General features: G+C 45.0%; 13 protein-coding genes and 1 tRNA gene. 6 read left to right on the top strand and 8 right to left on the bottom strand.

Features of this window, described 5'->3' with window-relative positions; all coding sequences use genetic code 11:
- Positions 1 to 401 (top strand): DUF374 domain-containing protein (locus tag Q0X72_RS10605; RefSeq protein WP_297765039.1); only part of this gene is annotated, 401 nt, incomplete at its 5' end.
- A 26-nt stretch (positions 402 to 427) separates the two neighbouring features.
- On the opposite strand, the gene Q0X72_RS10600 is transcribed toward Q0X72_RS10605, so the two are convergent.
- Positions 428 to 1,474 carry a glycosyltransferase family 9 protein gene (locus Q0X72_RS10600; RefSeq protein WP_297765036.1) on the bottom strand — a complete coding sequence of 349 codons (1,047 nt, stop codon included), beginning with the start codon at positions 1,472 to 1,474 and terminating at the stop codon, positions 428 to 430.
- A 96-nt stretch (positions 1,475 to 1,570) separates the two neighbouring features.
- Complete coding sequence (locus tag Q0X72_RS10595; RefSeq protein WP_297765034.1) at positions 1,571 to 1,789, bottom strand: hypothetical protein; 219 nt, start codon at positions 1,787 to 1,789, stop codon at positions 1,571 to 1,573.
- Positions 1,790 to 1,970: 181 nt separating this feature from the next.
- Here Q0X72_RS10595 and Q0X72_RS10590 point away from each other — a divergent pair, with 181 nt between their 5' ends.
- Positions 1,971 to 3,830 carry a sodium:proton antiporter gene (locus Q0X72_RS10590; protein WP_297765033.1) on the top strand — a complete coding sequence of 620 codons (1,860 nt, stop codon included), beginning with the start codon at positions 1,971 to 1,973 and terminating at the stop codon, positions 3,828 to 3,830.
- Here the strand turns inward: Q0X72_RS10590 and lepA are convergent.
- Entirely contained in the window at positions 3,827 to 5,623 is a 1,797-nt protein-coding gene (gene lepA / locus Q0X72_RS10585; protein ID WP_297765029.1) for a translation elongation factor 4, read from the bottom strand. The genes Q0X72_RS10590 and lepA overlap by 4 nt on opposite strands.
- 52 nt (positions 5,624 to 5,675) lie before the next feature.
- Complete coding sequence (locus tag Q0X72_RS10580; RefSeq protein ID WP_297765026.1) at positions 5,676 to 6,782, bottom strand: hypothetical protein; 1,107 nt, start codon at positions 6,780 to 6,782, stop codon at positions 5,676 to 5,678.
- A 38-nt stretch (positions 6,783 to 6,820) separates the two neighbouring features.
- Here Q0X72_RS10580 and Q0X72_RS10575 point away from each other — a divergent pair, with 38 nt between their 5' ends.
- Both Q0X72_RS10575 and dusB read left to right on the top strand, forming a co-directional pair.
- Positions 6,821 to 8,047, top strand: a complete 1,227-nt coding sequence (locus Q0X72_RS10575; protein WP_297765042.1) for a M28 family peptidase — start codon at positions 6,821 to 6,823, stop codon at positions 8,045 to 8,047.
- A gap of 41 nt (positions 8,048 to 8,088) precedes the next feature.
- Positions 8,089 to 9,081, top strand: coding sequence for a tRNA dihydrouridine synthase DusB (gene dusB / locus Q0X72_RS10570; protein ID WP_297765024.1), 993 nt, complete (start codon positions 8,089 to 8,091; stop codon positions 9,079 to 9,081).
- On the opposite strand, the gene Q0X72_RS10565 is transcribed toward dusB, so the two are convergent.
- Positions 9,078 to 10,277, bottom strand: coding sequence for an FtsX-like permease family protein (locus Q0X72_RS10565; RefSeq protein WP_297765021.1), 1,200 nt, complete (start codon positions 10,275 to 10,277; stop codon positions 9,078 to 9,080). The two genes, dusB and Q0X72_RS10565, sit on opposite strands and share 4 nt — an antisense overlap.
- 15 nt (positions 10,278 to 10,292) lie before the next feature.
- A complete protein-coding gene (gene rbfA / locus Q0X72_RS10560; protein ID WP_297765018.1) occupies positions 10,293 to 10,685 on the bottom strand; it encodes a 30S ribosome-binding factor RbfA in 393 nt (130 codons plus the stop codon).
- Between the two features lie 81 nt (positions 10,686 to 10,766).
- On the opposite strand from rbfA, the gene mce reads away from it, so the two are divergent.
- The gene (gene mce, locus Q0X72_RS10555) at positions 10,767 to 11,168 is read left to right on the top strand and encodes a methylmalonyl-CoA epimerase (RefSeq protein WP_297765014.1); all 402 of its coding nucleotides are present in this window, start codon (positions 10,767 to 10,769) and stop codon (positions 11,166 to 11,168) included.
- Positions 11,169 to 11,237: 69 nt separating this feature from the next.
- Here the strand turns inward: mce and Q0X72_RS10550 are convergent, their stop codons facing one another.
- Together Q0X72_RS10550 and Q0X72_RS10545 are read right to left on the bottom strand one after the other, a co-directional pair.
- Complete coding sequence (locus Q0X72_RS10550; protein WP_297765012.1) at positions 11,238 to 11,648, bottom strand: RDD family protein; 411 nt, start codon at positions 11,646 to 11,648, stop codon at positions 11,238 to 11,240.
- 1 nt (position 11,649) lies between these two features.
- Positions 11,650 to 12,141 (bottom strand): hypothetical protein, encoded by a 492-nt coding sequence (locus Q0X72_RS10545; protein WP_297765009.1) that lies wholly within the window; start codon positions 12,139 to 12,141, stop codon positions 11,650 to 11,652.
- 536 nt (positions 12,142 to 12,677) lie between these two features.
- Here Q0X72_RS10545 and Q0X72_RS10540 point away from each other — a divergent pair.
- Positions 12,678 to 12,751 (top strand) — tRNA-Ile (locus tag Q0X72_RS10540).
- Positions 12,752 to 12,880 lie beyond the last annotated feature (129 nt).

Genomic DNA, 12,880 nt, shown 5'->3' with positions numbered 1-12,880 from the left:
CCAAATCCTGGGGAGCGGAAGTCATTCGCGGTTCTGCGCAGGAGACGGGTGCGCTCGTGCTGCGTGATGCTGTGGAAATGATGAAGCGCGGCGTGTCCATCGTCACGATGTCGGACGGTCCGCTCGGCCCGAAGCACCTGGTAAAGACCGGTACCGTGCTGGTGGCCAGGATGGGCAATGCGCCAATGGTGCCGATCGCCTGCGCGGCCAGCCGGGCCTGGACGACGAACACCTGGGACAGCTTCATGATCCCCAAGCCGTTTGCCCGCATCGTGATCGCCGTCGGCGAACCAATCGAAGTGCCGCGCGGCTTGCCGGCGAGCGGGCTCGAAGCCAAGCGGGACGAAATGCAGGCGGCGATGGAAGCGCTGCTGGAGAAAGCACAGCAAATAGTGTCGTAGCGACTCGCTCCGACTATCTAATCAGTTCACTTCGTATATTGTTGGCCGAACGCCTCCACGATCCGCTCGGGTGTGATCGAGCTGGCCTTACCACTGCCTTCGAGAATCAGACTGTTGCCGGGCGGCTGCCACAGCTTTACGTCGTCCGCCATGATGGCGACCTGCGGCTTGTCCAGCGACGCAGCCATGTGCGTTGTGGCGGTATCGACACTGATCGTGATATCGCACGCGGCCATGACAGCGGGTAGTTCGAAAAAACTGTCGATGGCAGTAAAGGCCTTGATCGAGAGTGCGCGTAGTTGCTCATCGTCTTCGATCAGGGCATTTGTCTCGTCAAACTTGTCGGGCGGGCAATTGACGACAAACGCGAGATTCTCGTATCGCTGATTCAACGCCAGGATAACTTCCTTGAGCTGATCCCAGGGATAGTCTTTTCTTGCCGCGGTCGTGAGGTGATTCAGGAAGACAAACGATCGTGTTTCACCGCCATCGCCGAAGGAGTCGATGAACGCCCTGGCCGTGACCGCGTACTTCGAATCGTACTTTATAGCGAGCGAATCGCGCCCACCGACATCCTCGGCCGTCAACCCGAATACCTTGCGGAAGATGTTGGCGTAGATGTCGGTGATGCGCTGGTAGCGGCGGGCATACTCATCGAAGGAAATCCAGCCATCGAGATTGTGGAAGTAAAACCACTTGGCAATCGGGTTGTTCAGTGGCTTGCTCTTCGTTGCGACAATGAACGCGGAGGAAGAGATCTGGCGTGCGATCTTCGCGAACTGCTCGCTGCGATTCTTCCCGACAAAGACGATCAGGTCGTAGTCTTTGCCGCTGGCCGCGGCAATCTGTGCCTTGCGTTCCGCCAGGTTACTGACGATCGGATATATCGTGTCGAACGAGCCGTCGGTCTCGAGCCATTCCCCGAGCGTCTTGTTTCTTCCGGCCGCCCATCCGTGTGGCTTCCTGCGGCAATCGTCGAACCAGATATCGATCGTCAAATGCGGGTATTTCGCCTTGAGCGCATTCAACCACACGCCCTGGTAGATAAAGTCACCGATCGCCAGGTGCGTCATATAGAGTAGTCGGCGGGCGTTGACTAGCTGGTTATGACTGATGAGTGACGACACGTTAACTCCAGGCGGGCCGGCTATTTCAAGCTCTGCGTGAAGTCACGAAACTTCCGGTTGAGTTTCGGGGTGTTCAATTGTTTTGAGTATGGCCTCAATAGTGGCACTCTTTTCAGGTGTTTTGGCACCTACATGTAATAGTATAAGTTTAGTATTGAAGTAATAGGCGATCCTGGTTATTTCCAGGATGTTAACCTCCAGAGAAGGCGAAAATGCAAACCCGAATAAGATGGTCTTAAAAGGCCTTTGTGTTATATCCATGGGCTCCATTGGCGTAATATACCATAAATTGAGGGAATGAAAAGAGCCTGGCCCCCTTCTATAACAAAATAGAATTTACGCGCTTATTTTTCCGGCGTTTGTTCATTATTGTTTTTATTTGCGCTACGAAGTAGGTGCAAAAGAGGAATGAAAGGCATCTCACACTAACAAAACATTGAGTATGGTAGAGTTAGCAGGCATAATTATTCTGGGGATCATAGCACAGTGGGTGGCCTGGCGACTAAAACTACCCGCCATTTTGCCGTTGATCCTTATTGGGTTGTTGGTTGGACCTATCTCCACACTTTTTACAGAAAATGGAGAGAAACTCATTCAGCCTATATGGAATGGCGAGAATGGACTTTTCCCCGGCGATGGACTCTATTATTTTGTTTCTCTGGCCATCAGTATCATTCTTTTTGAAGGAGGTCTTACCCTTAAAAGATCTGAAATTTCCAATGTAGGCCCTGTTATTTCCAAATTGATAACTGTAGGAACACTGGTTACCTTTTTTGGAGCTGGTATAGCAGCACATTTTATTTTTGACCTCAGCTGGCAGATCTCTTTTCTGTTCTCAGCTTTAATTATTGTAACAGGCCCCACCGTAATTACGCCCATTCTAAGAAACATCCCCTTAAAGAAAGATGTTTCCGCTGTTTTAAAATGGGAGGGAATCCTCATAGACCCTATTGGCGCCCTGGCTGCTGTATTGGTCTTTGAATTTATCAGTGTAGGGGAAGGACAAGCCTATACCAAGACCGCCCTCATTGAATTTGGAAAAATATTACTTTTTGGATGCAGTTTTGGATTCACTTTTGCCCACGCCCTGGCATTTGCCATCAAAAAGAACTTTATTCCACATTACCTGCTCAATGTGGTCTCCCTTTCTGTGGTGCTTTTGGTTTTTGTACAATCGGATGTTTTTGCACACGAATCCGGACTTTTAGCCGTGGTGGTCATGGGGATGGTAATGGGAAATATGAACCTTCCCAATTTAAAGGAATTGCTATATTTTAAGGAATCGCTGAGTGTTCTCCTTATTTCCATTCTTTTTATCCTGCTGTCTGCCAATATCAACATTAGTGATATGGAGCTTATCAACAACTATAATACGGCCATTCTGTTTCTGGTGATAATCCTTGTTATAAGGCCCATAGGGGTGTTTCTCAGTAGCCGTGGCTCCGGATTAATGTTAAAGGAAAAACTCTTTATTAGTTGGGTAGGTCCTCGTGGGATAGTGGCAGCTGGTATCGCCTCTCTTTTTGGCTCCAAGCTTGTGGCGAAAGGAGAAGTGGGTGCAGAATATATTACACCCCTGGTCTTTATGATAGTGCTGGGAACAGTATTACTAAATGCTACTACAGCCAGGCTGGTTGCAAAATGGGTGGGCGTTTTTCTGGAGCGCTCAGAAGGCATACTTATCATAGGGGCCAGCAAGGCATCGCGCATTATTGCCAATTATCTGCATGTAAACAACAGACATGTGGTGGTCATTGACAATAATGAGAACAATATTCAAAAGTGCAAGAACATGGGTCTGGATGCTATTTCGGCAAATATCTATTCGGATTCGCTTACAGACAATATAGAATTGAATGATGTTGGTTATTTAATGGCCCTTACAGGCAATTCGGAGATCAACAAATACGCCATCAATAAGTTTAGAAAACAGTTTGGAGAGAACGGATCTTTTAGATTGGTGAATGCAGATGAGATGACAGATCCTGAGAATAGCCCGAAGGAAGGTCTTTTTTCACATACGGACGACTTTATTAAAATAACCGATACGGTTAGGAAGTTTCCGGCTATCCATGAAATAGACCTAAAGGATCAGGAACACTATGAGGGCCTTATAGAGATCACCAAGGCAGGTGACCACATCATCCCCATATTCTTGAAAGCTCCGGACGGGGAACTGTTTATAATAAGTTCGTTCTCTAAGGAGTTTAAAGATATCACCGAAGGATTTAAACTGGTGTATCTCGGAAAAATGTTTGAATCTGCAGAAGGTTCAGCCGCCATGAATAACAACCCTGCCTAGTCGTTCAATTTCAGAACGGCCATAAAGGCTTGTTGCGGTATCTCAACATTTCCTACCTGGCGCATTCTCTTTTTTCCTTTTTTCTGCTTCTCCAGCAGTTTTCTTTTTCTGGAGATATCACCCCCATAACACTTGGCGGTAACATCTTTTCGCAGGGCTTTGATGGTTTCTCGGGAAATGATCTTTGCCCCAATGGCCGCCTGAATGGGGATGTCAAATTGTTGCCTTGGGATAAGCTCTTTTAGTTTTTCACACATCTTCTTCCCAATATTGGCCGCATTATCTACGTGAATAAGGGCAGAAAGCGCATCTACCGGTTGTGCATTTAACAAGATATCTACCCTCACCAATTTAGAAACTCTCATCCCAATAGGAGCATAATCAAAGGAAGCATATCCCTTGGATACGGTTTTTAGTCGGTCGTAGAAATCGAAAACGATCTCTGCCAATGGCATGTCGAAGTTCAATTCTACCCGTTCGGTGGTCAGATAGGTCTGATTGGTGATCTGCCCTCTTTTTTCGATACATAAGGACATTACGTTCCCTACAAAATCGGATTTTGTTATGATGGTTGCCTTAATGTAAGGCTCTTCCACCCGGTCTATGGTTGAGGGATCCGGAAGGTCTGACGGATTATTTACTACCATTGGAATTTCGGGATCTTTCCGTGTAAAGGCGTGATAACTTACGTTGGGAACGGTGGTGATCACAGTCATATCGAACTCACGTTCCAGGCGCTCCTGAATGATCTCCATATGGAGCATTCCCAGAAAGCCACAACGAAATCCAAAGCCCAGAGCCATACTACTTTCCGGCGTAAAAACCAGAGAAGCATCATTCAATTGTAATTTTTCCATGGAAGATCTCAATTCTTCAAATTCTTCCGTGTCTACCGGATATATCCCGGCAAAGACCATAGGCTTCACATCCTCAAATCCTGCAATAGGATTCCTGGTAGGGTTATTTGCATCGGTAATGGTATCTCCTACTTTTACTTCCCGGGCATCTTTGATCCCCGTGATGAGATAGCCCACATCACCTGCTTTTATGCTGGGGCGTGGCAGTTGTGTAAGCTTTAGCGTACCCACCTCATCTGCGAAATACGTTTTATCGGTGGCAACAAATTTTATTTTTTGTCCTTTTTTTATTTCCCCATTGATCACCCGGAAATAGGTTTCAACCCCACGAAAAGGATTATAGACAGAATCGAACACCAATGCCTGCAAGGGTTCATCTACAGTTCCTGTAGGAGGCGGAATACGTTCTATGACGGCTTTAAGGATGGCCTCAATTCCAAGACCGGTCTTTGCACTGGCGGGTATCACGTCTTCTGCTTTACATCCCAAAAGGTCTACAATATCATCGGTAACTTCTTCCGGACTAGCACTGGGCAGGTCCACTTTATTGAGCACCGGAATGATCTCCAGATCGTTCTCCAGGGCCAGGTAGAGATTAGAAATGGTCTGCGCCTGTATACTTTGTGCGGCATCTACCACCAACAAGGCACCTTCGCAGGCAGCGATAGAACGCGATACTTCGTATGAAAAGTCGACATGCCCGGGGGTATCTATCAGGTTGAGAACATAGGCCTGCCCCTCATACTCATACTCCATTTGTATAGCATGACTTTTAATGGTAATACCTCGCTCTCGCTCAATATCCATATTATCTAACAACTGCTCTTTCTTTTCACGTTCGGTTACAGAACCGGTGAAATCGAGAAGCCTATCGGCCAGGGTACTTTTCCCATGATCAATATGAGCTATGATACAGAAGTTTCTGATGTATTTCATTTTCCTTTTCTTGCGCTGCTGATAAGAGCGGCAAAGATACTGCTAAAATTACTTACTCCTGCCACTCTGCTATAAACAAGTTGGTGTCTCTTGTCCCTCCGTTATTGCGATTGCTGGAGAAAGCCAGATATTTTCCATCATTGGAAAAGACCGGAAAGGCATCAAAGGTCTCCCCATGCGTTACCCGTTCAAGATTCTTCCCGTCTATATCTATAAAATACAAGTTAAAAGGGAAGCCTTTTTCTGCTTCAAAATTGCTGGAGAATAGGATCTTTTTACCTGAAGGGTGAAAGAACGGACTCCAGTTGGCATTCCCTAAAAAGGTGAGTTGTTTTAGGTTGCTACCATCGGCATCGCAAATAAATAACTCCATTTCTGTAGGCTGCACTAGTCCCTGTACCAACAATTCCTTGTATTCCGTAATGGCCGCTTCGGTCTTTGGCCTGCTGGCTCTGAAGATTATCTTGGTGCCATCCGGAGAAAAGAAAGCGCCACCATCGTAGCCCAATTCATCAGTTATCTGAACAACATCGGTCCCATCGAGATTCATGGTGTACAATTCCAGATCCCCGCTTCGCATGGAGGTAAACACAATTTTATCTCCTTTGGGGGAAACTGTTGCCTCGGCATCATAACCGGGCAGATCGGTAAGTTGATCTACAATATTGCCTTCCAGATCCGCCACAAAAATATCGAAAGAATCATAGACCGGCCATACGTATTTCCCATTAGATCTGAGAGGAACATCAGGGCATTCTGCATCAGACAGGTGGGTAGAGCCATATACAAAGTGTTTATTGTCTGGCAGGAAATAAGAGCAGGTGGTACGCCCCATTCCGGTACTGATCATGGGAGGGACACTCTCTTTAAAACTCTCTGAGGTATTCATCAGAAATATCTGATCGCAGTCCATACCCCATTCCTCGTTGTTAGATTGGAAGATCATCATACTGTCATCAAAACTCCAGTAGGCTTCCGCATTATCCCCTCCAAAGGTGATCTGCCTAATCGACTTAAAATATTTCTCCTCCGGATAGATCAGTGTATCCGAACCCGCCATCAATGAGGTTGTTTCATTAGATGGTTCTTCTGTTCTTTTTGGATCGGATTTACAGCTGAAGACGGCCATTAAGAGTAATAAAAATGTGATTTTTCTCATGAGTTGACTAATTTTGCTCAAAATTAATGGCAATTATGATGAAACAAAGCATATGGCTTATTTTTATTGCACTATTTATTTCATGCAAACAAGAGCCAACCAAAACGTATACCCTGCAAGACGATGTATCCTTTTTGGCAAGCGACTCCCTGATGGGACGTGAAACGGGGACAGCAAATGAGTTGATGGCTGCAGACTATCTGGTAAAACGTTTTAAGGGAATAGGGCTTGCCCCTGCAGGTAATGCGGACACTTATTACCAGACCTTTACCTTTAAACCAAAGAAAGATCCGCATCAGGAGGTTATCTATATACAGGCAGGAGACAGCACTATTACCGGCACAAATGTTATAGGCTTTATAGACAACAAAGCAACAAACACTATTGTCCTTGGAGCCCATTATGACCATTTGGGAATGGGAGGTCTGGGATCGCTTCACCGTGGAGATGCTGCTATCCACAACGGAGCAGATGATAATGCCAGTGGGGTAGCCGTACTCCTGCAATTGGCAAAAAAATTAAAGGAAAGCGAGCTAAAGGGCAACAATTATCTGATCATGGCATTTTCCGGGGAGGAAATAGGCCTGTTGGGATCTAACTATTTTGCAAAGAACCCCACCATTGATCTGAAGAATGTGAACTATATGATCAACATGGACATGGTAGGCAGGCTGCGGGAAAGCAAGGCGCTATCTGTAAGTGGCACAGGAACATCTATTATGTGGCCTCAGGTACTCAATGCCAATAATCAGGATTTTGAACTGGTGCTAAAAGAATCTGGGGTAGGGCCTTCGGATCACACCTCTTTTTATCTTCAGGATATTCCTGTCCTTCATTTATTTACCGGGCAACATGAGGATTACCATAAGCCCACTGATGATGCCGAGAAGCTTAATTACGAAGGCATGGAGCGCATCACCGCCTATATTATGGGGGTAATCACCGAATTAAATGATGACGAAAAACTCGCCTTCCGGAAAACCAAGAATGAAAGTGAAGAAGTACCCAGATTTAAAGTAGCCATGGGTGTTATCCCGGATTATTTGTATGCCGGAAAAGGAATGCGGATAGATGGGGTAAGTGAGGATAAACCCGCCCAAAAAGCCGGACTCCAAAAAGGGGATGTGGTGGTGCAAATGGGAGATAGCGTAGTGGTAGATATGATGAGCTATATGAGGGCACTCTCTGTCTTTGAGGCAGGGAATACCACTGAGGTTGTGGTAGATAGGAATGGCGAAAAGATCTCTGTAACCATCACCTTCTAAAAAATCTGTATTTTTGCAGCCTGTTAAAAAAGAAGAACTACTTGGTAAAAATTGGTGACATAGAACTTCCGGATTTTCCTTTGCTCCTCGCACCTATGGAGGATGTAAGCGATCCCCCTTTCCGCGCTTTGTGCAAGGAACAGGGAGCCGATGTGGTATACACAGAATTTATCTCTTCCGAAGGACTTATACGCGATGCCGCTAAAAGCGTCATGAAGCTAGATATCTATGAAAAAGAACGCCCGGTAGGGATACAGATCTTTGGCGCAAATCTGGATTCCATGCTGCAATCTGTAGAGATCGTGGAAAAATCTAATCCGGATATCATTGACATCAATTTTGGCTGCCCGGTAAAAAAGGTGGTCTCTAAAGGAGCCGGGGCGGGCATTTTAAAAGACATAGACAAGATGGTCTCTCTCACCAAAGCCATGGTAGAGCATACCAAACTCCCTATTACAGTAAAGACTAGACTTGGCTGGGACCAGGACACCATAAAGATCGTTGAGGTAGCAGAACGCCTCCAGGATGTGGGCTGTAAGGCCATTGCCATTCATGGGAGAACGCGGGTACAGATGTACAAGGGGAGTGCCAATTGGGCTCCTATTGCAGAAGTAAAGAACAATCCAAGAATGCATATCCCTGTTTTTGGAAATGGGGACATTGATAGTCCGGAAGCCGCTAAAAGAATGCGCGATGAATATGGCCTGGATGGTGCCATGATAGGGAGGGCCAGCATTGGTTACCCCTGGTTCTTTAAAGAGGTAAAGCACTATTTTAAAACAGGAACACATTTAGAACCGCCCACCATGGAAGAAAGGGTAGATGCCGCACGCAGACATCTGCAAATGGCGATCGATTGGAAGGGAGAGAGACTAGGTGTTTTTGAGACCCGAAGACACTACACTAATTATTTTAAAGGCATCCCGAATTTTAAGGAATTTAGAATGAAGATGGTCACCAGTGATGAGTCGGCCGATGTTTTTGCCGCTTTTGACGAGGCCTTAGCCGCCTTTGGGGATTATCAATTTGCCTAGGCAGATAAGAGCTTCTTATTTACCCTGCTACTTGCTATCTTAGAGGCTAACACCCCAAGTATCAAAATAGTTCCAAGCACAATCAACACATTGATCCATTTGTATTCTACCGGATAGGACAGGGAAGGCGTTATTTTTAGCCATCCAAAAAGCAATTGGGACCAGATCAGCAAAGATGCGAGGAAGATCCCTAGCAATCCGCCCAAACCGGTTACCAATACGCCTTGTATAAAATAAATACGCCGTATTTCCTTTACGGTGGTGCCCAGACTGTAGAGGGTCCTGGAATTCTGTTGTTTATCTAAGATCATCATGATGATGGCCCCCACTACATTAAAGAGGGCAATGATAAGCACCAGGGTAAAGATGAGGTAGGTGGCCAGATTTTCTGTATTTAGCATTTTGTAGAGGGTGCTGTTCTGTTGCTGCCTGTCTTTTAGGATCACTTTGTTGCCCAGGACCGCTTCAATACTGGCTCTCACTTCAGCAATATCGGCCTCAGCCACAAGTTCAAAGTTAATAGCAGAGATCTCATTTTGTTCTCTTTCTAACAAGGCCTGCACCAGGGGCAGATTGGCAAAGACATATTTCTTATCCAGGTTCTCTTCCACTGCATAGACCCCACTCATGACTAATGACAATTCATTATAGGGTTTAGATTGGAAGGAGGTAGTGCCTTTCCCGGGTTTTGGTGCCAGCACAATAAGGGGATTGCGATAATCATTGATGGTTAGGCCAAGCATATTCGCAATACCAAGACCAATGACGCCCTGTTGGTCGCTTACATCCCATTGCCCCCAATAGATGGCACTGTCTATATGGGTGGCCAAAGCGTAGGAGGTATCTACGCCTTTGATAAAGGCCACATGACTCTTTTGTTTATGGGTGAGGTAGACCCGTTCTTCCAGCTCTTTTGAATAAGAAGCAATGCCCGGGATGTCTTGTAATTGTTGTTCTGTATCGGGAAGAAGACTAAAGTACTTTCCTGTTTGCGGTTCTGCTTTCAGGCTGGGGTCAAAGGTCTCGCTAAAGGAAAGGCTAAAGGTTTTTAGTCCGGCAAAGCCAGATAGAACAATAAACAAGGCTGCAGCCCCAATAACGATGACCAGAAAAGTGATAAAGTTGATGATATTAACCGCATTCTGGCTGCTTTTGGAGCGCACATACCTTTTGGCAATGTAGAATGGGAAATTCAAGTTGGGTGTATTTTATTAGGTTTTTTTTCTTTTTGGCAACAGATCCGGGTTCTCTATGGGGTTGTCTCCTTTTTTTAGTGATTTTTCTATGCCGTCTATATACTCCAGGGAATCATCGAGAAAGAAAGAAAGTTCTGGCATACGGCGCAGCTGATGGCGTGTACGCTGGGCAAGGGCATGTTTAATTTTTGGCTGTTGTGCCTTCATCCCTTCTATTAATTCGGCCCCTTTGGAATTGGGAAACACACTTACATATACCCTGGCGATAGAAAGGTCTGTGGTAACCGTTACCTTGGAAATAGAAATAAGCGTACCCTGCATGCCTCCGTCTGTGGCGGCACGTTGCAGGATGTCTGCCAGATCTTTTTGGATGACCCCTCCTATTTTTTTCTGTCGTTGCGTTTCCATAGGGCAAAAATACGTAGAATAATATGTAAATTCGAGGGACGAAGTTAGAAGTACGAAGTACGAAGTTAGAAATACGAAGGAATGAATAAGATTGAACATCTGGGAATAGCGGTAAAGGACCTGAAGGAATCTAACTTGCTATTTGAAAAATTACTGGGAGCGGCTCATTATAAAACCGAAGAAGTGGCCTCGGAAGGGGTGAACACTTCTTTCTTTAAAGTGGGCCCCAATAAGATAGAATTGCTGGAGGCTACGAAGCCAGACAGCCCTATTGCAAAGTTTATAGAGAAGAAAGGGGAGGGCATTCATCATATCGCCTTTGAAGTAACAGATATTAAAGCAGAGATCGCCCGGCTCAAGGGAGAAGGCTTTACGGTGTTAAACGAAGAACCCAAAAAGGGAGCCGATAATAAGTGGGTAGCTTTTTTACATCCTAAAACTACCAATGGGGTGTTGATAGAGTTGTGTCAGGAAATGGAGTAAAATCCGGGCACCAAATTGCAAAAGACACTATTATTTTTGGAGGAATTCCTTCTTGTAATTAGACATGACCTATTCTTTTGATAAGAATATTTTTAACTCCATTAGCTCATCATGCAAGGTCTTATTAAAGAGTAAATAAACGAGTGCGGAAACGGGCAGCAAGACGATACTTACCATTTTCAGAAATGTCCTTTTCACCAGATCATTCCTGCCAATGGCAAGTCGCTTTGCATGTATAATTCTCAGGTTCGTTGCCTTTTTTCCAATGGTAATCCCCTGGCCGAATAAATCGAATACCAGGAAATAGACCAGGCAATAAACGAAGTCGTAAGACATTCTGCTCACTAGTGTATAGTGTTCCGTTGTAAGGCGATACTCAGACACTTCTGTTGACATCCCCAGGCTAAACAATTGAATAATGGCCACAATAATGATGAGGTCTATAATAAATGCCAGCATTCGTTTATTCTTTAACGTCATTTTAGTTTACAATTACTTTATACATTAAGGTTTTAATTTTTCCATTTTTGTCTACTTCATAGTCTCCTTCAGCAATACTGATGATATAGTTTTTGTAGGTAATACTAGAGGACTCTTCTACCGTTATGCGTTCTGCTTTCCACTTTAACATTGGGCTGATACTGTTTTGGGTACTGACTCTCATAGGAAGACAAACGGCGCAAACACAACAAACGGTAACGTTGGTTTCTATGGTAGTTTCACCAATAAAATACTTTATGGTTTGCTTTATGGTGAACGAACCACATCCATTCACAGGGAAGGTCCTTATGTCATCTAGTCCCAAGGAGCAATCATCTTTAGATAAGGTGGCGTTATTTTCTTTTGGAAACAAGACACTTAAGTCTTCCACAAAAAGGATCTGTTGTTCTTTTATGGGTGTTTCATCCTCTGAACATGAAAAGAACGACACAACGAGCATTAAAAATACGGATCTTACTATAAATTTTTTCATTTGTAATGTTTTCTGATTTTCCTACTCTTTCGATTTTCGGTTTCCTCGGCCGACGTTTTTATAGGCTGATGGCGGCTTTCACAGCTTTAAAAAATGGGATGGTCAGTCCTTCTTTGACCCTTCAATAATTTTATAGGAACAGTTGGTGTTTTGCAAAACGGCCCAACCACGGGATACGGGAACAAGTATATTATTTAACAGCGCAATACCATTGCAGCTATGATCCTTGTGATATTTTTTACTGAATTTGCTTGTAATAAATAGACGGTAGCATGGACACTACCAGAATGCAGGGAAGTGAAGAGAACGCCTCGGTTCTCAGATCCGGGATCCAAATTTTTTAGTGACTGCCCCGGGCTGGTATTAAAAGAGGTAGGTGAGGGGTTCTAATTCCTTTAAAGCCTTAAAAGATATTGCGGCAAAGCAAAATAAGTAGTAATATTGCAGTCCTTAAACCGGTCCTACCCCAAAGCAGTTCAAGAGCGCTTCGTGGTAAGACCGGGCAACAAAAGTTCATTGCTTTATGAATTCACAACGGTCCTATAGCTCAGCTGGTTAGAGCACCTGACTCATAATCAGGGGGTCCCTGGTTCGAGCCCAGGTGGGACCACATCAAGCAGCAAACCCCGTGCAGAAGCACGGGGTTATTTTTTGGGATCTGCCGTCAAAAACTTGTTTTTGTATGGCAGGGATAAAAAAATAATCGCGGCCTTACAAGGCGGCGAGGTTGGCTAATTGC

The sequence above is a fragment of the uncultured Muriicola sp. genome (assembly GCF_947258935.1).
Taxonomy (GTDB): domain Bacteria; phylum Bacteroidota; class Bacteroidia; order Flavobacteriales; family Flavobacteriaceae; genus Muriicola.
The sequence above is the reverse complement of the archived record's forward strand: the minus strand, read 5'-3'. Positions and strand labels throughout refer to the sequence as shown.

What these genes read in the sequence shown, in the direction of transcription:
- lepA (WP_297765029.1), bottom strand. Translation starts at nt 5,623, where the DNA reads ATGAAATACATCAGAAACTTCTGTATCATAGCTCATATTGATCATGGG.
- Q0X72_RS10600 (WP_297765036.1), bottom strand. Translation starts at nt 1,474, where the DNA reads ATGACGCACCTGGCGATCGGTGACTTTATCTACCAGGGCGTGTGGTTG.
- rbfA (WP_297765018.1), bottom strand. Translation starts at nt 10,685, where the DNA reads ATGGAAACGCAACGACAGAAAAAAATAGGAGGGGTCATCCAAAAAGAT.
- Q0X72_RS10575 (WP_297765042.1), top strand. Translation starts at nt 6,821, where the DNA reads ATGAAACAAAGCATATGGCTTATTTTTATTGCACTATTTATTTCATGC.
- Q0X72_RS10595 (WP_297765034.1), bottom strand. Translation starts at nt 1,789, where the DNA reads ATGGATATAACACAAAGGCCTTTTAAGACCATCTTATTCGGGTTTGCA.
- mce (WP_297765014.1), top strand. Translation starts at nt 10,767, where the DNA reads ATGAATAAGATTGAACATCTGGGAATAGCGGTAAAGGACCTGAAGGAA.
- Q0X72_RS10590 (WP_297765033.1), top strand. Translation starts at nt 1,971, where the DNA reads ATGGTAGAGTTAGCAGGCATAATTATTCTGGGGATCATAGCACAGTGG.
- Q0X72_RS10545 (WP_297765009.1), bottom strand. Translation starts at nt 12,141, where the DNA reads ATGAAAAAATTTATAGTAAGATCCGTATTTTTAATGCTCGTTGTGTCG.
- Q0X72_RS10550 (WP_297765012.1), bottom strand. Translation starts at nt 11,648, where the DNA reads ATGACGTTAAAGAATAAACGAATGCTGGCATTTATTATAGACCTCATC.
- Q0X72_RS10580 (WP_297765026.1), bottom strand. Translation starts at nt 6,782, where the DNA reads ATGAGAAAAATCACATTTTTATTACTCTTAATGGCCGTCTTCAGCTGT.